The sequence below is a fragment of the Haloferax sulfurifontis ATCC BAA-897 genome, assembly GCF_000337835.1.
In the GTDB taxonomy this organism is placed as follows: domain Archaea; phylum Halobacteriota; class Halobacteria; order Halobacteriales; family Haloferacaceae; genus Haloferax; species Haloferax denitrificans.
The window spans coordinates 60662-81545 of record NZ_AOLM01000027.1; the positions used below are offsets into that span (position 1 = coordinate 60662).

A 20884-nucleotide genomic window follows, 5' to 3' on the forward strand; every position below is an offset into this window, starting at 1 on the left:
GTGCGCTGGAATACGAGAGTGTCCCATCAAGGCAGAACGTCTATAGGCAAGAACGTGACGCTGGCGAGCTTGCTTGGCCAACGGGTCGGGATACCGAAATCTCAAACCACTGAGGATGGCTGGGTGTGAGCCCATAGCTGGAATATTCCGTCATTCGTGTTCGCAGTGCACAGATCCAACTACGTCATCGAGACCCAACTCAACGATGCGATACGATCAAACGGGCCGTGTTGAAGCGCAATACTGCGTCGGAATTTGCTATTTGACGAAGTGCTTGAATGTCATAAACGATACACACCAGGACGATTTCACTGAACCCATAGACTAGGAACGCGCTCGCACGGCGAAGTCGAACAAGCGCTTGCCTGCCAAGTTCACAGTTTCAGTCATTGATCGCTGACAGTAGCGCAGTTCATCGATTCTGGCGCTGTGGAAGTGGTCGTACGATGCGAAAATCTTATGTTTGATCAGTGATCAAATACTCATCCCACGCTTGTCGTAGCTTTTGTCAGAAGCTAGTGACCACAGATCGTCCGGGCATCGTTCGTAAAATGTGGCGTCAATAGCGGCGTGTTCGGACTCGTCCGTCAGAAGAAACAACACTACCTACATTGTACTATCCTTTGATGACCAGTTGTATATATTTTAGAACTGAAGTCCTCTCCTACTGTGAACGATGAAAATATCACACCACGAGGATAAATGATGCTTCCGCGCTTGTTTAGTTCTTGTTGATCCCAGAGAATGGGTTCGGAGCAGATTTCTTTTTCATCATGTATTAAAATTGGACTCGTTGTCTCATCATTATATAACATCCTTGCTGCGTATCCTGATCTCAAGTAGTCGTAGCTCCCATCATCCACAACTACTCTTTGTGTGTGAAATCTTGCCCATTGCAGACTATGGTGTTTACTTTCTGTGAAATAGTTGGTAAACGTACCAGTACTTGCTATTGGGTTGTCCCTTGTATATGTGTCATTAGATAATACTAACACTCCGCTAGAAACGATCAGCAGGGCTACAAAAATTTTGCCAAGTCTTTGGTGTGATACGGTTCTCCATATTCTCACTAATCCAAACGATGCTGTAATAATCACAAAAGGGATCGTCATTTTGGTGAATCTGTATAACTCCAACGCAGCGAATACACTTTTTAATAGCCTTATAGGTCCTGGAAAATAGAAAAGGCCAAGAGGGAGAGTGCCTATGATATACCAAGTTCTATTCTTTGATTCTGTATTTTCCAGCGCGATAATAACCGCAACGGCAAAAGCGATCGCAATCAAAGTGTTGTCAAATAAATTTATAGAAAGTGATATGGGTGTTTGAAGTACTAAATTGCCGCCGTACGAACTGGGACTAAAGTCTGTCAGCTTTGATAGAGTGCTTAGAACATATGGAACAAGGCGGGCGTTGATGAATAAAATAATATATGGTATTGCCAATAATGCAGTAACGAAATAAATGGGCACTTGTCTTAGACTACTCAGAACACCCTTATCCTTTTGATCACCGGAATTTATGATTATCACCAACCAAACTAAAACTATCAAGAACCATATTTGTCCGATTTTATGCCAATATGTGACTGGAAGAAGTAGTACCGCAAATAGGACCAACATATTCCAGGACGTATTGTCAACATCTCCGACCCAGGCGGCGAACAGGCCAAGTGGTGTGAGAGTAATGAACAACAGTGATGTCCGAGGGATTGAGTATGACCCAATATAAAGCGCCCAAAAAGAAAAACAAATCAGTACACCTGGGACCGCTCTATTATTTTTACTAACCATCCGAACGTTCTTAGACAAATATGTCATCAGCCATGGTGTAACGGATAGGAGACCCCCACAAAGTACAAATATTCCTTCTCTGGCATCAATCCCCAAGAACGTTGAAGTAACAGCAACCGCGGAGAAAAATGCAGGGAATTGACCGTATCCTTCTCCAGGAATCAGTCGATGGTATTCAGTAACGATCTCAGCACTTTGGACCATCAGAGCAGTATCTCCACTTCCAATATATAATGCGCTGGTTAGTGTGGTAGAAAAATGGAAGGTTAATAACCCTGCTGACGAGAGTATCAATGGGAAGACGGTGTCATCATAATCCAGTGCATAAAGTGCATTGGCAGTAAATGAAACCGCAAGAAGCACGAAATGATATCTGGGACGGACAGGTTGAAATGCTGAAGGAACTGCCGCTGCAAGAGCAAAAATCGATGTGGCTATTAGTAATTTTCGTGAAACTAACTTTGAATCACGGATAGATGAACTAGACGAATTATTAGTTGAGAAGTGATACCAAATAGGCATGAAAACAAATACAGGCGCCATATACAAGCCCAAGATAGCATACTGGGTCTGATCGATGAATACTAATATCGGATAGATAAGTACGCCACAGACGGAGAAGACGTATATTAATATTCTAACGCGAGATATCTTGTTTAGCATATTCACTAAGTTCTCGTGGCTATCTTGATAGCTGAATTTTTTGACAATCCTATCATTTTATTTACATATAACCCAAGTGTTCTAGGTGGTCTCTTAGTTCTTCATCATCCAAATCAACACCAGCAGCGGACGTTTTTTCACTAGTCACGCTATCGAATAAGGATGACAGCTCCTTAGCAGTATCTTTGTTGGTATCTAAGCACATTCTACCATTCTTAATACTCTCGCTTTGGTCCGTTGGCAGCAGTAGCTCCCCGTGGTTCCTCCCTGTAAGCCCCTTTAATTGTGTGGCACGGTGTATTGCCCATTTGTAATCCTTCGAGCGGACCATACCCACAGTAACAGGGTCACCTGCCATTGAAAATGTATATTCTTCTGAGTGTGGGTCGGTCATGTCAATTGGATCTCCTCTCATCATATTCGGTACCTTCCCACCAATCAAGTCAATTGCAGTTGGAGCTATGTTAAGAGCCGTTTGTTGCTTAGTGATCGTAGTGGTTTCGAGACTTGGATGATGGAAAATACAGGGTACATGAATAACTTCATTCCACATCTCATGAGGATGGCCGAACAACCCTTGTTCACCAAACATTTCTCCATGATCTCCAACGATAATTGTCAACGTGTCCTCTGGAAGTTCAGTATGAAATTCCTTGATTTTAGAATCCAAGTGTGTGCAGGAAAGATCGTAGAGATCTTTAACTGCACCTATTGGGTCTCCAATACCCATCTTTTCACCACGTTGGGTAATCCCTTCTTTTGTTGATCCGTCGATTTCCAGGGTTAATCTCTGTGCGTCATGTGGAGAAATGTCGTCCGGAAGGTCAGTCTTTGGTGGCACATATGGGTGATGAACGTCCATGTAATGATGGTGTAAAAAGAATGGGTTATCGTTGTCTACTGCGTTATTTATTTTTTCAGTAGTAGTATTGTGAACCTGTTCTATAGATTCATACCTCTGATGATATATGGTTGAGTGCCTTAGCTTTCTGAATTTATAATATGTGTTTTTCAGTATTTCAAAAGCCATTCCGTCCTCGCTTAGGTACTCTCGAGCTACCTGTGCTAGGTTGTCTGTCTGGCTTAAGTCCGTAGAATCATATTGGTCGAACCCCCTATGATAACTGTAGTGTTTGGAAGTTAGTGGATTTGTCGAGTACCCAATTGTTGAATACCGACTGGGGAGAGATTCTGCGAATGTAGTAAATTCTGACTCAGGGACCCCAATGCCGCTCACATCCGAAAAATACCTACTTAAATGTAGCGAAAAACAAGCTTCTGAGGTAGAAGGACCAGCAGCATACATATTGGAGAATCCAACCCCCTCCTGAGAAAGTTGGTAAAGATATGGCGTCGTTTCTTGATTAACCCGGTCTTTGCGTAATGAGTCAACTATTAAAAATGCGATGTTAGTACTACTGTCAATCATACGTCTGGGTTTGCTTATAGTCTAATAAATGCTTGGCCTATTGGTTAGTTTTAGTGATCATACAGACCAGACCCAATAATTGATTCATAGTGGATTATTTAGCTGTCAGAAAGCATCTGATAATAATTATCTACCGAATGTCTTTTAGTAAAGTTTTCTTCAAAGCCCACCCGAGCATTTCTCCCTTGCTCATTATGGAATTCAGGATCTCTCCGCCAACTATTGATTGCCTGTTCTATAGAATCCAAGTCTCCTTGTTTAACATGAAATCCTGCATTAAACATGTCTGTGAGAATTGATTCATCGTCGTGTGGTTGAGCAATAGTGAGAACAGGTTCGCCAACTGCCATTGAGGTATACAGTTTACTGGACACACACACACCTTCAAATCCTTTTCTAACAGTGACAATTGACACGTCCCCGGCAGTCAGGCTGTATGGAATATCATCCCATGGTTGATATGGTAGAAATTGAATTGTGTCCTGCCCTAAGTCTAAATCCCGAGCAAGTTCTATAATGTTTTGTTTATCATCTCCCTCTCCAATGATCAGGAATTTCACTTTTTTATCCTTAAATCTGGTTGCTACTCGAACAACAGTTTCTAAGTCATGGAATTCACCAATATTCCCTGAGTAAATTACTGTGAACGGATCCACAAGTCCATGTTCTCTGCTAAACCAATTATCTTCTTTTTCTATAGGCTTAATAAAATCTTCATCAGCCCAGTTATGGATCAATGATATTTTTTCTGCATTAAGGCTGTGGTGTGATTTTGCCATAATTCGCTCGGTCATTATCGGTCCATTCGAGACAATATTTTTTGCCCCTCTATATGACCAAACTGTCAACCATGTCCAGATGCGATCAATTATTCCTCTTCTCGACACATATCCCAGTTCTACTGCTTGGTCAGGATATAGATCATATGCGATGTACGTATATTCCCAGCCTTTAATTTTGCAGGTTGCTGTGAGGATTATAGGTAATAGTGGTGTAATCGATACAAAAATCAATTCACGTTCTTTATCAGGTGTCTCTAAAAGTAAAACAACCGTCATCCAGATAATGAAGACAGTCCAGTTTAATAGCCTCCGCAATAGTGATTTTTGGCGCACTTGTGGAGCGCGAATTCTGCGTACTGATACACCATTGTAGTCTTCAGAATAGGGCTGTTTCTGGTTTTCACCGCTATGGTAATTCGGTTGGCTAGTATAAACTGACATGTCTAGCCCCCGTTCTTGGAGGCCAGTTGCGAGGTCAGTCATTAGTTGCCCAGTTGATGCTGTGTCTGGGTGAAAATATTCAGTCACCAATAAGTATTCTTTATTGGTCATGTATTTTAGATTTATTTTTAGACATTGTCGGTTCTAGCAATCGTCCAACTGAACCGCGGAAGGATACTATTATATCTTCACTATTGAACGCTAGGTTTTCTAGAGACGACTGGCGTAACTCATCTTTCCAATATTTCATTAGATTTCGTATGGAGTCTCTACTATTGCAACTTTATATTTTCCATAGTTACTGATATAGATAGCAGAGGAATTGCTTATATCTCATGTCTGATTTACGGCTTTGGTTTCTTAGAACCAATTCCTCACAAAGCATCTTCGGCTAGCGGTTTCTGAAGCCTGAGTTCTGTGTCGGACCAGTTGCACTAAGGGTCTCGGCGAGAGAATCGTGGACGAATCAACGGAGAGCTGTTGCTGTCGGCAGTGTCAGCCGCTAACGCGACAGCGTCACTACTCACACAGCTGGTGACCCCGGTGGGAGTCGCCGGCTCCGGTCATCTGGTGGTGAACTCGCGGGGACGACGCCAGCGTGTAGCGTTTGCTCTCCATACGCGCGTAGAACGATGTGGTGGTGAAGCGTACATCGTCTTCTCGAGAGCTTTGAGGAGTAATAACCGACGGCTCGCCGGGCCAAGTACATCGCTTATTCAACGAACTGGTGCAACTGGGACTCCGGAAGAGCCTGCATTCAGCCAAACTATCAGTTGATCCCGTAACTCTCTGAGGATTTCACAGAGCCAAATCCGCCGCAAATCACTAACTGAACAGGTCTGCGAGCTTCACCCCAAATTAACTCAACAGTCTGCTCGCTCCTCGAAGTGGTCTAATTATAGTAGCGTTTGCAACTGGTTACACATCCAATCGCACGACAGCGTGCGATTGAGTGTGCATTGACTCGCAAACGCTACTATAGAGTGCTAATTGATTCCACTCATCTAATACTCGATAACAATTTCTGATCTTTTTCATTCATAGAAAGTACTGAAAGTATCAAAAACAAGATACCACTAACCAATCCAGAGAGGAGCATTGAGATTACTGTTGGTGGACCTATTCTGCGTCCAACATATAGAATGACGACTCCTCCAATTATTGCGGGCAGAATTCGAAGTAGGTCTCTTCCATATGGCCAGAGACCCTGATAATATCTAACCTCGATTACTCTTAAAACATTGACTAGTGCTATCGAAAACCCAGTACTTATCGCAGCACCTATAATCCCGAACCGTGGTATCAATGCGAAATTCAATATCAAATTTAGAACCGCAGTAATTATTGAATTGATCATTTGTATACGCTCATTGCCAGTCATAATAAGAAGGTACCCGACTGGGCCCGCTAATCCTGCCACAAGCTGAGATAGGACTAACAAGATAAATGGTGTGAGCGCTGAATTGAATTCTGTACCGAATATAGAAAGAATTTCATCTGCAAACAGAATCAAAAATGCACCACCAAGTAGGGTGACAGAACCTACCCATTTTGTAATTACTGAATAGATGTTATTCAGCTCAGATAATCTATTTTCGCTATATAATTCTGAGGCAACAGCGGGAAAAACAGAATTCACAGACACTAGTGCAAATGCAAGTAGAAACGCCGTCTGAAATGCGACCTGGTACACACCAATTTTCGCACTGGAAACGAACATACCGAGGACAAGTATATCAATCCAAGATGTTACCATGGACATGGACCCCTCAATGCTTGCTTGTAGTGAAAATTTCAACAGTCCAATAACATCCAGATCCAAATCGGTTGATATATTTAAATTTAAACTCTCGAGTCGGACTATCCCAATTAGCACAGGTACTATTAGTGACAGTACATAAACTATTGTGGTTATAAAAATCTCACCCCCCAAAGCTAGAACAATGCTGACTACTATTACAGGGATACCCGAAATTCCTATCTCTCGTATTAATACAGCATTCTCGATATCTTTGAAGCCTCTAAATATTCCCTCCAGTACATAAGAAAGACCGAGCAAGGGTGTTGCCAGAACGAGGTATTTCGTCGTGCTACTGGACAATACAGAACCCAAGGGCCCGGATAACAGGACAAACAAAATCACCGACAATATTCCTCCAAAAATTACTGGTAATGCGATACAAAATGAGATAAGATCCTGAAGTGAATCTGGGTCGTGTCTATATATGGGGACATACTTCTGCGCCGCCACATCAAGTCCAACTCTGCTCACCATTCCTGAAATTCTCAATATTACTAACGCTACAGTAAATGAGCCCAATGAACTGGCACCTAAGAAATATGCCAGTAGAGCTGTTAACCCGTACTCGCATAGTCGCCCTATTATCTTACCAACAAAAGAAATTGAAGCCAGACCAGTAAGTGTGTCTTTCATAGATAACCTAGGTCAGACAAGCGATCCTTAGTACCCCCACTTACTTGAATATTTGTCGTTTTTGATTCTGCATATTTTTTCGCAATTGAAATTCCTTGTGTGAAAAGGTCTGATCTTGGTATCTGCTCAGCATTTTCTATGGAACTTTGGACACATGGGTGGTCCGGACTGATTCGGAATTGATAATTTCCCCCACAAGAATCCCAAATATATTTGTCATTACCACAGTATATCGCTCGCTGAGCGCGGTTCCAATATTCGAGATTCTCTTCAGGGGTAGGACCAGCACTCATTCCTAGTATTTCTGCCGGGGCATGAGGACTCTGAATATCTGGCAACGGATCTCTCACAGACAACGCTCGTACGACATCTGGTAGTCGGAGGTGAGACACGCGTTTGTCAATTTCACGATTATCCAAACTATTTCCAATAATTTTAAATGGAACATGTAGTAATCCCTCTGAGAGACTACTTTTATGTCCAATTAACCCATCCTCATGTTGGTACCCAAGATTTTCCCCATGATCGGCTGTGATGATAAAAATGACATCACGTTCACATCTCTTGTTGAGCTCTCTGATAGTATCTATAATAATACGGTCCAGATAATCTATATTAGCTCCATAGATATCACGCATCTTTTGCAGATACTGGTCATGTTGGTCGATCTCATTGACGACTTCCCAGAATGGAAGTTCGTCTGAGCTCCACCTTTTCGAAACAGAGTGGAGGCTATTATCAAGTCCCCGAAAAATACTAAATGGTTCGTGGGCTTCCATAAAGTTTACAAAAGCAAATAGTGGGCCTTCGTTGTCAGTAAACTCTTGTATGAGATTTCGGCGAATAATCGAAGCACCATCATCCATGAGGTCTGGTATACCCGTGCCCATAGACGTCCGCTTCAATTGTGAAAAGAAACCATTAGCCAAACTCTTAAATGTTTCACCGTTATTAATTGCCTCTTTCAGGAACTGAAAATAAATTTGAGGGCTTTCATACTCTGTAGTGTGGAAGAACTCAGTTGCATTCAGGCCGTCAACAAAGTATTGATATCTAGGAATGTCAATGAAATAATCAAAATGTGTATCAAACCCAAAAGCGGGACCAGCAAACAGATTTGCCGACAGCCCGGTAGTTCTGTATTTAGAAGGTAGATTTTGCAATAGGACAGGGTCGAACGACTCCATATTCCTGTTATTGTAGTGGAGGCCATGCTGATGTGGTAGTTTCCCCGAGAACATGCTTGCATGGCTGGGGACACTCCACGAGGAGGCTGCACGACATTGAGAATATGTGATGCCGTTTGCTTCTTTCAAATTCTTCGCATATTTATCAAAGAAGTCTTTCCGAACAGAGTCAAGACACATAAGAACGATATGGGGGTGGTTCGTTCGCATAGGAGTGCATGAGAAACACGTCACTCACCATATAAAAGTATATAGTTGAAATCAACATAAGATTATTTATGAACTGAGTCAGAAAGCAAATTAACAATGCATGTGTTATTGATCCTTTCACAAAACTCGGGCGGCCTCCCGCACTATACTGCAGAATTGGCTAACGCCCTCGCAAAAGAGACTCGCGTGACGGTTATGAAGCCGCCGGAAACTACTGCTGAAGACATATTCTCCGACCAAGTCAGTATTATCAATTGTTTTAAAACAACAAAGTTATCATATGCTGAGTTTACCAAAGGAAATTTTGCACCAATTAAAAACATGTCTGGAGTTCTATCATACTGGCGTTTAAAAAGGGTTGAAGACGTAGATCCAGATATCGTACACATCACGTCTAATCTCTTTCCACAGGTACAGTTGTTTTATTGGGTTCATAACATAGATGATAAATACCCCACTGCAATAACCTACCATGATGTCGACAAACTGGATGACTTGAAGCAGGGAACCCACAAAGCAGAGATCGCGACAGAGCTATTCAACCGTTTTGCACCCAAACCACAATTTGAAAAGAAGATAGTCCATTCCGAAGAAAATAAAGAAGTCTTAATGGAGAAAGGAGATTCACAATCTACTATCCAAGTGATACCTCATGGTAGCTTTGAATCGTTCAATGAATACGATCACTCGAACGTGTCAGAAGAAAAAAATACAGTTCTCTTCTTTGGGAACATTGTTCCTGCGAAAGGATTAGATGTTGCAGTCAAAGCTGTTGAGTCATTAACCGAAGAGATTACTGATATCAAATTAATTATTGCAGGAGATGGGAGAATTTCGAACGATACGATGAAAATAATTGAGGAGCACCCTGAGAACTACGAGGTGAACAATGAGTTCATTCCTAATAAAAAAGTTGGGGAATATTATACGCGGTCCCAAGTCGCGCTTATACCTCACCGCAAGCAGGGAGGGCATAGTGGTACACTAACAATAGCCTATTCGTTTAATGTACCAGTAGTTGCTTCTAATGTAGGTGATTTCCCAGAGCTTGTTGATGAACGTGGATGTGGAATTACGGTTCCTGCGAACGACCCTATTGCAATGGCAGATGCGATCAGGAATGTTCTGAGAGATGATGAGATGCGCGAAGGGATGGCAAAAAAAACCAACAACGTGACGGACGATCTATCGTGGGCAAATGTGGCAAAAAAGCATATTCAGGTATACGAGTCGATCTGTAATTAATTATACGTCGAATTTGTACCACGGATTGGGACAAATCCGAAGAGATTAAACAGTTACACAATTATCATTAGTAGACAATGAGTGAATGGTCAGGCGAGCGTGTCCTCGTTACTGGCGGCGCATCGTTTATTGGAAGCCATCTCGTCGAAGATTTAGTTGAACACGGTGCAGACGTTCGTGTTGCAGACGACCTCTCCAGTGGTGAACCGGTCAATCTTGAAGCCGTCCAGGACGATATCGAACTGGTCGAAGGCAACCTCAAACACTATGGGTTCGCTGACAAAGTGACAAAGAATATCGATACAGTATTCCACCTCGCTGCGGACCACGGCGGTCGGGGTTACATTTCGAACTATCCAGCGAACTGTGCCAGTAATATGGCACTTGACAATATCGTCTATGAAGCCGCGGCTAAGAATGGTGTCGAGCGGATCACGTTCGCGTCCAGTGCATGTACCTATCCGACCGACATCCAGCAAGAGCGCCAACGCCTTAGTGAAGATATGGTTAGCTTCGAGGAGCGCGGCGGTGCGTACGCCGACGAGGTATATGGTTGGGCCAAACTGATGGGCGAGCGATCGCTTCAGGCCTACCACGAACAGTACGACATCGACGCGAGTTCAGTCCGAATCTTCACGGCATACGGCCCCCGTGAAAACGAGACACACGCGATTGTTGCGTTCATGGCCAAGGCTTACGCCGAACAGGATCCGTTCCCCATCTGGGGTGACGGCGAACAGACACGAAACTTCACGTACGTTAAGGACATCACCAAGGCACTCCGTCTTGCTTCGGAGAATATTACGGACGGTACTGCGGTCAACGCCGGTATCAGCCGCTACGTGACGATGAATGAGGCGGTCGAAATCATCTTCGACTATCTCGGCTGGGAACCTGACGAGATCGACTATCTTACTGATAAGCCCCAGGGCGTCCGTCACCGCGCCGCCGACACCTCACGGGCTGAGGAACTTCTCGGGTGGGAACCAGAGTATACTGTCGAAGAAGGAATAAAAAACACGCTTGACTGGTACGTCGAAGCCCGCGACAAGGAGTACGTGAAAGAAAACCTCGAGATGTTACTCCACGAACGCTAACCCAGGATACCTCCACTTTTAACGGGGTGACAATGAACGCTAGTCGTGGGAGATTTCTTTAATGACGTTTTGGTAAAGCGTATCCGCGCTTCTCAACTCCGCCAGTCGTTGATACCACATCGTTTGATGAATTGACTGAGCTTCATGCGCTGGATCTCCCTGCAGTTCCTTGTCAGTCGAAGCGAAAAGAACGGGGGGTCCATCTCCATCACGTGTCCGTCGGCCCTGCTGGTCGCTATGTGGGCCGTTTGTACTCGCAGAGATTAAGTACACGGTCATTGCGTACGACCTCTATCTGGACGAATCGATGTAACTAGGCTGGTAGAATAGCGGGTACAAAACGCCCGTGACGCCTTCGAGAACACTTTAGGGCTCTGATGAATCGCCATACAGCGGTTGATTTGGCTATGTTGCGGCACGCTTGATGTTATGAACGACACACTTCAAGACGAGTTCACGAAGTTCTCGGTACCACGTTCGAGCACGCACGGCGTCGCCGTGCGTACGCTTGATTGACGAGAAGACGGTCTCACACATCGATCTTTGGCGGTATCGAGGCCTATCGATCCGCGCGTTATGCGCGTGGTCGATGGGCCGGAAGACCCGATGTTTAATCAGCGGTCTCACGCCTTTTTCCCGTAGTTTTTCGCGTAACCGCATCCAGTCGTAACCTTTGTCGGCGGCGAGGCTGTGCAGGTCGCCTGCGTTGTGGCAGGCGACCTGCCAGCCGAGTTGTGTGTCGTGGGTTTTCTCGGTCGTACAATGAACGTCGAGAACAGCTTGCGTTTGAGTATCGACGAGAGCCGTGGCTTTGAGTGTCTGAACGCGGTAGTTCGTGCGGCGGCAGTAATGCTTGCTAGCGTTTTCGCGGTCGAGAAAGGTGGCATCAATGGCGGCGTGACCCGAAAGTCGTGCAGCTCCGACGAGAGTCGGAGCAGCACTCGCCAGACCTTCATCTGAAACCTATCAAATGCCTTAACGAGCGTTGAGTGATCTGGGAGATCGCCCTCAGAGAGGGCGATCTCCCCACAAATATGCGGCATTTCGCTCAGCAGATCGAGGGCGTTGCGGTACGACTCATCGTACGGTCCCACTCGTCCGGACCCACTCACTCGGTTCATGGCCGCCTGCCAGGGTGCTGGTATTGCCTCCATCGCGTGTCCAACAGTCGGGAGCGCGTCAATCCTCGCCGTGAGTGCCGTCACCCACTGGACGCCGGGTGAGCTACTGCGGTGGGGTGGCCAAACCCTATTGTTGCTGTTCGTGTGTGCAATCGCCGTCGGCTTCGTCGCAGGGTCGTACTGGCCGGTGGTCGATGGCCTCCCACAGAAACGCGAACACGAACTGTACTGGGTTCGAAAGCGATTCACGATGTGTCTCTTTGGCGGCCTCGGGTGTTACGGCGTATGCTCGCTTATGTTCGTCGTGACGGTTACAGATCTCCTACAGAATATGGTCTGCCTTGGCGCGGCGATTTTCGTGTGTACCTATTTGTACGCGTACTCCACGGACCGTGGGGTGAGGTGAGCAGCTGAAGCCACGGGCCAAGACACCACAGCGAATCGAACGATCGGGACGCCCAGCTTCTGACCGTCTGAATCGCTCAAGTAAATTCGAAACCCCCGGCCGAAACACGAACGCTTCCGTCAGTCGAGATACGGCTGACAAACCCGCTCGACACCCTCTTCGAACGAAACCTCGGGCTCCCAGCCGGTCGCCTCGTGCATCTTCGAGTAGTCGGCTTTCGTGTCGTGGACGTACACCTCGAACGGATTCTCGACGTAGACGGGCTCGACGTCCGTCCCCAGTACCTCATTAATCATCTCGACCATCTCGTTGAACGAGTAGCTCTCGGCAGTCCCGAGGTTGTAGATGCCCTGCAACCGCTCGTCGGCGGCGAGTTCGATGCCGCGGACGATATCGTCGACGTGGGTGAAGTCACGCGTTTGGGACCCATCGCCGAACAGTTCGGGCGACTCGCCGTTCGCGATCTTGTCGGCGAACTGCGCGACTGTATTCGCGAACTCGCCTTTGTGTTCTTCCGCGCCGCCGAAGCCCTGATACACAGAGAAGAAACGCATCCCAGCCAGTTGCATATCGTAGTGGTGGTGGAAGTACTCCGCGTAGCGCTCCCGCGCCAGTTTCGACGCCTCGTACCCCGTCCGGGATTCGACGGGCATGTCTTCCGGCGAGGGCTCAGTCCGCGACCCGTAAATCGACGACGTCGTCGCGTACACGACGGTATCACAGCCGTCCTTGCGGGCCTGTTCGACCGTGTTGACGAAGCCTTCGATGTTGACTCGCGCGCCCTTCGTCGGGTTCTCTTCGTGCATCTTGTACGACGACAGCGCCGCGAGGTGGAACACCACGTCGACGCCCTCGGTCGGGAGGTCGTCGTCGAGTACACTCATATCGTGGAACTCGACCGCGTCGTCGAGGTTGTCGGGCGTCCCGAGATAGAGGTCGTCGAGTGCGATTACGTCGTTATCTTCCGCAAGATGATTCGCGAGATTCGAGCCGATGAATCCGGCACCGCCAGTAACGAGGACTCGTTTGCCGTCCATGTGTCGAAGCTCTCACCGAGTGACAAGAACCTATCGTCAACGTGGAGTGAAGTTGGGGCGGGTTCTCTTGTACTCTTCAGAAAGGAACTCGGCTGGTTACCCACCTCTCAGACCGAGTGATAGAATGGTGTATGAAGCGTTGTAACGCCCATCATCAGCAGAGACCAAACACGGATGTATCCACAATCGCTGTCGTACCAGCATACCACCATCCAGAAGCTTCGCCGTTCACAGCGAGAAGGTGTCATGTCGGTCTCAAAAGATAAATCAGAGAACACCGAGAACTCACGAGTGGGTATCACAGCCGTACAACTGCCACATTAACCACTCCCGATTAGTATCTCCTGTGGAACTTCGAGAGAAAGTATTGTAGAGTATGTGTTTTCTTCTTCGTTAAAGATATAAAAGAGAGCCGTCTGAAAAAGTAACAACTAGTTCGATAGTATTTCCACAGGTGGATGACTGCAATATCTGGACTAGAGGTTGTAGTAACACAGAACAGTACCATATAGTGTTTTAAACCCCCTGATTCGGGCGATGAGAAATACACTAGCCAATGTGTCGCGCATTAGTCTTTGTAGGTAATCTCTATTAGCCCAAAATGGCTATACTGGCAGGAAAAGCAGTATAAGCGGTTCTTGATGTCTCACTACCAATCAGTGACACACTCGTTTCGAGAGATACCCAGAAATCACATCCAAGCAGAATATCCAAGAAAGCAGTAGCTATATGATAGAATATATTTTTGAAATAGTGTTTTAGTATTATTACAACACTCTACAGTAACAGTCGTGAATCTGAATCCGCTCTGGAAGAACCACCGTGCCACACGCAGGACACGCCACGAGCGTCGTCGGCAACTCCTGGCAGGACTCCAACGCAGCGTGCAGATGTGCCTGTACGTCGGGTTCGGTCGTTCGCGTCAGTGCTTGAGCGAGGTGCATTCGCAACTCTTCGTGGGCACTCATACGCGAGGGGTCTCCTTCCGCTCAGAATCCACTCGAAGCCCGAGGGGTGCAAGCTGGCCCATCGAGGCCCACCCACGTTTCTGGGAGACGAACGCCTTCCACTCAGTGAGGGGCCGGCCATCAAGCGTCTGGTAGTGATCGAGAGTTCGACCGTCAAAAACGACGACGGCGTCGGCCCGGCGGTAGTAGTGATGTGTACAGCCCTCAGTGTCGATACCAAGGGTAAACGAGCGTGCGAGGGCGTTGATAAGGTGGTCGGCTAGCGATACGGTACGCTCTTGTGTCGCGGTGTGCGTAGTTGACATTGGCTTTCTTGCTCCAATCGAGAAGCCACCGGTCACGTGTTCTAGCACGTGGCCTTTCTACGAAAGGCGAATACAGTACTTCTCAGTTCTAACTACGTTCTTCGATCACTTAATACTATGCATAATGCCCGGTCAAATTGCATATTAGTAATGCCATTCTTTATAGCATATAGTGGTCTAGTAGCAACTATGAGCGCCTCAGATCTCACTGGGACGGATAAAGCAATTCTCGACGTGCTCAAGCGAGGACGCGATGGGGATAGTCCGTGGGGAATTGCGACCAAAGGCTATCTCGTCGACGAGACTGGGTACTCACGAAATAGTGTGTATAATCGCCTCGAAGTGCTCGAAGCTCGTGGCTATGTGAAACTCATTCATGAGCCTACGCGACTCTTCGAATTCGTGAGTGATCCGCGAGAAGAGTGAGAAGAGATCAGTTACTACAGCTCGGATGCGTCGACATCCCCAGATAGATAGCCACGTCCGATTTCGCTAATCTCGTATTTCCCTCTTTCAACCCTGTCTACAAGCCCCTTCTCTGCGAACTCCGACAACCGATTATTCACGTGGGTTCGAGTGAATCCAGCATTAAACGCGATGATGCTGGGTGAGAGTACAAGACTTGAGTCGCCCAGTATCTCAAGAATCTGGTCGTCAGTCGGCTTCATCCATTCCCCCCGTTTGCGCATACGGAATCAATCAACACGATAGTGTTAACCGAACCGATGTATAACACAATATACACTAATAGACATTATTTGTTTACTTATTAGTAAACAGATTGAAGTGGATAGATTTCGTGGAGTGATCTAACGACTCATCGGATTTCCAAGTCCTCTCAGAAAGGACCCGTGTTAGAGCACGGATCCGGTGCGGTCTAATCCCAACCGCATGTCTCCGAACACACTACCCACGCAAAAAGGTCTCGTCGCACAGCCACCCCGTACGGAGGGCCACGAATGACCTCCATCGAGGACCTCGCCGCCCGGATCGACGAACTCGAAGATCGCGTCGACGAACTCGAAACCGACACCCAACAACTCGAAGAGACGGTCGACGCCCAAGCACAGACAATCGCGTCCCAACGCGAGGAACTCTCCCAATACAACACTCACACTCAAGATCTCGAAGCCAAACTCGACGCGGCATCGGACCACCGTAAGCATCTCCAACAGCGCCTCTACGCCGTCGGATCATCGGACACCCCCACCGACGAATCCACCACCCCAACCTCCCCACTCCAACAACTCATCCAGCTCCCCTCGAAGGCGCTGTCGAAACTCACCGCCAACCAAGAACGCGCTCGCTTCATCGCAAAGGACATCAGAGAGTACGCCACGAACGTCCCCGCAGGCTTCGCACTCGATTCGAGTACCATCAGAACCGTCCTCCACGCAAAGGAAGGCCGAACACCCCATACCCAAACCGTCACTCGCGTGATGGACTTTCTGGATGACCTCGGCAAAGAAGGCGTGAAAATCGTAAAACGCCGCGGGACGAAACGCGTCATCTTCTCTGAACATGCCGTCTCAGAACTCGCAGAGACGTCACCTGCGTCCGCGGGTGGGAGTGGGATCACAGATGTTGTGATGGGGTGGCGCTAGCGACCGTGTGATCAACGGTCGATAATCGGACGCACGCCACAGGTCGTCGACACCCACCGCGGGTACAGACGCTCGTTCTAGCAGCGGCACTGGAGAAAGCTCCTCTGTGAACAACGGTAGTGTGGGTGAGTAAAACGAGTTTGTGGTGGAGAGTCCATCGAGACAAATCACAACAGGTGTGATTAGCTGAATTGAGGCGCTAAGCCTCCTTCCTCAACGAGCGGCCGAAGGGAGCGAGTAGGGTAGGGTAGTTCACTAGGCTCTGTTGAATGCCGTAGAACCCGACAGAACCTGTGTGACGCAGACAGAGGGTGAGTTCAGCAGACAGATGTCAGTCTTGATGTGACTGGTGGAACGAGTTCTCAGACAGAGAAAGCGATTTACACGCACATCTGCAATTACCGATAATGGGTAGCTACGCAATACCACCGAATTGGACTGATGAGTCGTCGGACGACGACCAACCTCGGCCACGACTCGGAGATCTGCTTTCGGGCCGACTTGCGGACGTAGACGTTGACTCGGTCGAAGCAGTACGTGATGAACGAAAGCGAGAATGAAGGTCTTCGTCGATACAAACGTCTTCATCGCTAGTTTGACTGATGAACCTGGTCGCGGTGAGATTGCGACACAGTTACTCAACGAAGACCACGAGTTCTGAACCTCTATTCTAAATCTCATGGAGATTCGGTCAGTGATGACGAAGAAAAAGCGCGTTGAGCAAGACCGAGTCGAGGCGGTGTTATGGAAGTTACAAGGCTAAAACCCCGCCCTTCAGGGCGGGGATACAGCCGACAATTCCTCCACTAATCACGCTCGATGGTCCTGTTGAATATTCCACGTTCAGTCGTCACTTTTAATACCTAAATTTCCATAACTGGTTATGAACTCAGTCCGATGCTGGAGACAACCCGCACTTATCGAGCGAAAATCGTCAACCACCAACAGGTGAGCGACGACCTCGACCAGTGCGGGTTCTCCGCGTCGAAACTGTGGAATGTCGCCCGATACTACACGCAAGGCCGATGGGATGAAGACGGGGAAATCCCCGACGACGGCGAACTCAAATCCGAACTCAAGGAACACGAACGATACAGTGACCTACATTCTCAGTCAAGTCAGCGAGTTCTTGAAGAACTTGCTGAGTCGTTCACAAGTTGGTACAAAGCACGCCAACGAGGAGACGAGGACGCCAACCCACCCGGCTATCGCAAACACGGCGACGAACACCCGCGCTCCACCGTGACGTGGAAGCAAAAGGGCATCAGGCACGACGCCAAGCACAATCAACTCCGTCTGAGCAAGGGGTTCAACCTGAAGACTCACCGTTCGGACTTCATCCTCTGCGAGTACGAAACACGCCCCGACGTGACCGTGGAGAACATCCAGCAAGTGCGGGCCGTGTGGAACGGCGACCACTGGGAACTCCACCTCGTCTGCAAAGTCGAAATCCCCGTAGAGGACGCACCCGGCGACAACACCGCTGGAATCGACCTCGGCATCAAGAACTACCTCGCTATCGCCTATGACGATGGTGATGCGGAGTTGTATCCGGGGAACGTCCTGAAGCAAGACAAGCACTACTTCACCCTCGACGAGTACGACACGGAAGGCGAAAACGGCCCGTCACGACGTGCCCTCCGTGCCCGACAGAAGTTGTCTCGGCGGAAAGACCACTTCCTGCACGCCCTCGCCAAACACATCGTTGAACGGTGCATCGACCATGAGGTAGGCCACATCGCCATCGGTGACTTGAGCGAGATTCGAGAAGACGAAAATGGTGAGTCTCGGAACTGGGGCAAGCGTGGAAACAAGAAACTCCACGGATGGGAGTTCGACCGCTTCACGACCTTGCTCGAATACAAGGCAGAGGAACACGGCATCCTCGTTGACCGAACGAGCGAACGAGACACGTCGAAGACGTGTTCGTGCTGTGGTCGGAAGCGTGATGCGAATCGCGTGGAGCGTGGCCTGTACGTCTGCGAGTCGTGCGGGACGACGATGAACGCAGACGTGAACGGTGCAGTGAATATTCGCAGAAAGATAACTCAGAATCCCCCAACTAGGGATATGAGTAACGGTCGTTTGGCACGGCCAGTAGCCTACCTGTTCAACCAAACCTCCGGGTCGTTCCACCCGAGGGAACAGGTAGGTTGCGAACCCTAATATCCCAACGCTCGGGAATCCTCGCCCTTCAGGGCGGGGAGGATGTCAACCCGTAGCTGATAGATCCCACATAAACACAGACGACCCCGCGGTGACCACGGTAACGTCGAACGGACAGATTACGATTCCAAGCCGTCTCCGGCTTCCCGTTGTTCGGCTCGTTGCCATTTGGTGGCGTGCTTTCGGCCGTGTTTTTGTTCCTCGTTGTCAACTTCTTCATCACTTCTGCAGACTCCTCGACACTCGTCCTCGGGATGCTCACGACAGGTGGGAAGCAGCACCCCTCGACTGTCAACCGCGTCATCTAGGGTGCCCTCATGGGAGGGCTCGCGTCGCTCCTCATCGTCGGTGGCGGTATCGACGCGCTCCGCTCGTCGGCAATCATCACCAGATTCCCATTTGCACTTATTTCTGTCATCGCTGGCACGCTCCGGGAATTCCATCAGATTGAGCCACTCCTCTCCGGCACGAGCGACTCGACGGGTGCCGAGCCAGCGAGTTCGCCGAACCGGGCAGGGTTGAGCATCGACGACGACTAACTGGCATTTCCCATGCGTGGGAAGCCCCGGCGTTTACGCCGGGGAGGATGTCATAACCGTGTTCTAATTTTTTATCCCACACCCACACACCGGTTTGCACGTGTTTTGCTGAGACAGACACATCTCGTCTGTCGAAACTGATGGCTCACACGTGAGCAACAATTCCGACGCACCCACATACTCCAGAACGACGACTCAATTTTGACTGAAGAGACATACTCGGCTCACTATCCAAACCACATTAATACAAATATGATTAAGGTACCACAGACTCTGTCTTACTCAAAATGGGGACGCGAAACCTTCCACCAGACGCACCCGGTCGCTATCTCGAGTCCCATCCAAACCCCTACTACATTCCGGACAAGTTACCGCTGTCGTCGAAAATCGAGATGGACGACGAGCTTGCATCGTCCATTGGAGATGCGATGTTCCAACTCGGACGTATCGATGGTATCAGCCCCACCGTCGACTTCTCCCCGGTTCTGTACACCTCACTGCTCCGACTCGAGGCAGTCGAAACAGCCGAAATCGAGGGCGCAGATGTCGATGTCGACGAGGTGTACGCGTATCACACGCGCAGTCGGTCCCAAGAGACAGTCGACGTCAGTCGCGACCTCCAAGAGGTACTCAACGCCGAACGAGCACTCAACAAGGGATTCGACGCGATGAGAGATGGTGAATCGATTACACTCAGTCTGCTGCAGTCGCTCCACGAGACGCTCCTCGAAGGCGTTCGGAACGAAGGAGACGTCGTCGGTAACTGGCGGGAAAGCGACGTCCACATCCCGTCACCACGTGGCAGCCAGCCACCGTTTGTTCCACCGCCGCACGGCAACGTGCCTGAGCTGATGGACTCGCTCGAAGCCTACATCCAGATGGGAGGCCAGCACCACCCCCTTATCGACCTCGCTATCGCACACTACCAGTTCGAGACGATTCACCCCTATTCTGATGGGAACGGAAGACTCGGACGGATCCTCATCGTCCTCCAACTGCACAACGCGGGGTATCTCTCGGACCCCTATCTCTACCCGAGTGCCTACTTCAATCGGAACAAACAGGCGTACGTCGAGAAGATGCGCGCAGTTAGCGAGGAGGGAAACTGGCGTGACTGGATTCTGTTCTTCCTCGACGGAATCGAAGCCCAGGCGAGAGACTCCTACGAGCGGACGTTCGAACTCATCGAACTTCGACGGGACTACGAGACGCGTTATCCGCACTCGAAAACGAGCCACAAACTCGCCCGGAGTCTGTTCGACCTCCCGTACTTCACCGCGAACGAGGTCGAATCACGCTTTGACGTCAGCCGACAGACGGCGTACAATGCAATCGAGGAGCTGGAAGCAGACGGTCTCATCGTTGAAGCAACCGGAAAACAGCGCAACCAGGAGTACAAAGCAGTCGATGTCTTCGATATCCTCGAACGCTCGACGGTGTGAGGGCCTCCACACGAC

13 protein-coding genes and 4 pseudogenes are annotated in these 20884 nt (G+C 48.6%); 6 read left to right on the forward strand and 11 right to left on the reverse strand.

Features of this window, described 5'->3' with window-relative positions:
• Positions 1-199 precede the first annotated feature (199 nt).
• From C441_RS20340 to C441_RS19170, 7 genes and pseudogenes are all read right to left on the reverse strand, one after another.
• Positions 200-531 (reverse strand): annotated as a pseudogene (locus C441_RS20340) (hypothetical protein); the annotation flags it as partial.
• A 71-nt stretch (positions 532-602) separates the two neighbouring features.
• Entirely contained in the window at positions 603-2156 is a 1554-nt protein-coding gene (locus tag C441_RS19590; protein ID WP_152420740.1) for a hypothetical protein, read from the reverse strand.
• Between the two features lie 361 nt (positions 2157-2517).
• Entirely contained in the window at positions 2518-3885 is a 1368-nt protein-coding gene (locus C441_RS19155; protein ID WP_083874936.1) for a sulfatase-like hydrolase/transferase, read from the reverse strand.
• A 98-nt stretch (positions 3886-3983) separates the two neighbouring features.
• A complete protein-coding gene (locus tag C441_RS19160) occupies positions 3984-5150 on the reverse strand; it encodes a glycosyltransferase family 4 protein (RefSeq protein WP_239640844.1) in 1167 nt (388 codons plus the stop codon).
• Between the two features lie 583 nt (positions 5151-5733).
• Positions 5734-5865 (reverse strand): annotated as a pseudogene (locus C441_RS20345) (IS5/IS1182 family transposase); the annotation flags it as partial.
• A gap of 243 nt (positions 5866-6108) precedes the next feature.
• Positions 6109-7542, reverse strand: coding sequence for a flippase (locus tag C441_RS19165; RefSeq protein WP_007275999.1), 1434 nt, complete (start codon positions 7540-7542; stop codon positions 6109-6111).
• The gene (locus C441_RS19170) at positions 7539-8939 is read right to left on the reverse strand and encodes a sulfatase-like hydrolase/transferase (RefSeq protein WP_007276000.1); all 1401 of its coding nucleotides are present in this window, start codon (positions 8937-8939) and stop codon (positions 7539-7541) included. Before C441_RS19170 ends, C441_RS19165 begins: the two co-directional genes overlap by 4 nt.
• Positions 8940-9035: 96 nt before the next feature.
• Between C441_RS19170 and C441_RS19175 the strand changes: the two genes are divergently transcribed.
• Both C441_RS19175 and C441_RS15870 read left to right on the forward strand, forming a co-directional pair.
• Positions 9036-10184 (forward strand): glycosyltransferase family 4 protein, encoded by a 1149-nt coding sequence (locus C441_RS19175; RefSeq protein WP_083874938.1) that lies wholly within the window; start codon positions 9036-9038, stop codon positions 10182-10184.
• Between the two features lie 77 nt (positions 10185-10261).
• Positions 10262-11281: an NAD-dependent epimerase/dehydratase family protein gene (locus C441_RS15870; protein ID WP_049920639.1), complete on the forward strand. Its 1020-nt coding sequence runs from the start codon at positions 10262-10264 to the stop codon at positions 11279-11281.
• 405 nt (positions 11282-11686) lie between these two features.
• Here the strand turns inward: C441_RS15870 and C441_RS19180 are convergent.
• From C441_RS19180 to C441_RS15895, 4 genes and pseudogenes are all read right to left on the reverse strand, one after another.
• A pseudogene (locus C441_RS19180) lies at positions 11687-12363 on the reverse strand (IS5 family transposase); the annotation flags it as partial.
• Positions 12364-12927: 564 nt separating this feature from the next.
• Entirely contained in the window at positions 12928-13845 is a 918-nt protein-coding gene (locus C441_RS15885) for an NAD-dependent epimerase/dehydratase family protein (protein WP_007276005.1), read from the reverse strand.
• A 964-nt stretch (positions 13846-14809) separates the two neighbouring features.
• Positions 14810-15118, reverse strand: a complete 309-nt coding sequence (locus tag C441_RS15890; RefSeq protein ID WP_007276006.1) for a hypothetical protein — start codon at positions 15116-15118, stop codon at positions 14810-14812.
• A gap of 440 nt (positions 15119-15558) precedes the next feature.
• Positions 15559-15786 carry a hypothetical protein gene (locus C441_RS15895; protein ID WP_007276007.1) on the reverse strand — a complete coding sequence of 76 codons (228 nt, stop codon included), beginning with the start codon at positions 15784-15786 and terminating at the stop codon, positions 15559-15561.
• A 291-nt stretch (positions 15787-16077) separates the two neighbouring features.
• Here C441_RS15895 and C441_RS15900 point away from each other — a divergent pair, with 291 nt between their 5' ends.
• The 4 genes and pseudogenes from C441_RS15900 to C441_RS15915 all read left to right on the forward strand — a co-directional run bounded on the left by C441_RS15900 (position 16078) and on the right by C441_RS15915 (position 20869).
• Positions 16078-16722 carry a hypothetical protein gene (locus tag C441_RS15900; protein WP_007276008.1) on the forward strand — a complete coding sequence of 215 codons (645 nt, stop codon included), beginning with the start codon at positions 16078-16080 and terminating at the stop codon, positions 16720-16722.
• 897 nt (positions 16723-17619) lie between these two features.
• Positions 17620-18888 carry an RNA-guided endonuclease InsQ/TnpB family protein gene (locus C441_RS15905; protein ID WP_007276009.1) on the forward strand — a complete coding sequence of 423 codons (1269 nt, stop codon included), beginning with the start codon at positions 17620-17622 and terminating at the stop codon, positions 18886-18888.
• A gap of 131 nt (positions 18889-19019) precedes the next feature.
• Positions 19020-19427, forward strand: a pseudogene (locus C441_RS20635) (BCCT family transporter); the annotation flags it as partial.
• Between the two features lie 287 nt (positions 19428-19714).
• Positions 19715-20869, forward strand: coding sequence for a Fic family protein (locus C441_RS15915; protein ID WP_049920642.1), 1155 nt, complete (start codon positions 19715-19717; stop codon positions 20867-20869).
• Positions 20870-20884 lie beyond the last annotated feature (15 nt).

Coding starts and splice junctions, on each gene's coding strand:
- C441_RS19175 (WP_083874938.1), top strand. CDS start 9,036: ATGCATGTGTTATTGATCCTTTCACAAAACTCGGGCGGCCTCCCGCAC.
- C441_RS15885 (WP_007276005.1), bottom strand. CDS start 13,845: ATGGACGGCAAACGAGTCCTCGTTACTGGCGGTGCCGGATTCATCGGC.
- C441_RS15905 (WP_007276009.1), top strand. CDS start 17,620: ATGCTGGAGACAACCCGCACTTATCGAGCGAAAATCGTCAACCACCAA.
- C441_RS15895 (WP_007276007.1), bottom strand. CDS start 15,786: ATGAAGCCGACTGACGACCAGATTCTTGAGATACTGGGCGACTCAAGT.
- C441_RS15915 (WP_049920642.1), top strand. CDS start 19,715: ATGGGGACGCGAAACCTTCCACCAGACGCACCCGGTCGCTATCTCGAG.
- C441_RS19160 (WP_239640844.1), bottom strand. CDS start 5,150: ATGACTGACCTCGCAACTGGCCTCCAAGAACGGGGGCTAGACATGTCA.
- C441_RS19155 (WP_083874936.1), bottom strand. CDS start 3,885: ATGATTGACAGTAGTACTAACATCGCATTTTTAATAGTTGACTCATTA.
- C441_RS15900 (WP_007276008.1), top strand. CDS start 16,078: ATGACCTCCATCGAGGACCTCGCCGCCCGGATCGACGAACTCGAAGAT.
- C441_RS19165 (WP_007275999.1), bottom strand. CDS start 7,542: ATGAAAGACACACTTACTGGTCTGGCTTCAATTTCTTTTGTTGGTAAG.
- C441_RS15890 (WP_007276006.1), bottom strand. CDS start 15,118: ATGTCAACTACGCACACCGCGACACAAGAGCGTACCGTATCGCTAGCC.
- C441_RS19170 (WP_007276000.1), bottom strand. CDS start 8,939: ATGCGAACGAACCACCCCCATATCGTTCTTATGTGTCTTGACTCTGTT.
- C441_RS15870 (WP_049920639.1), top strand. CDS start 10,262: ATGAGTGAATGGTCAGGCGAGCGTGTCCTCGTTACTGGCGGCGCATCG.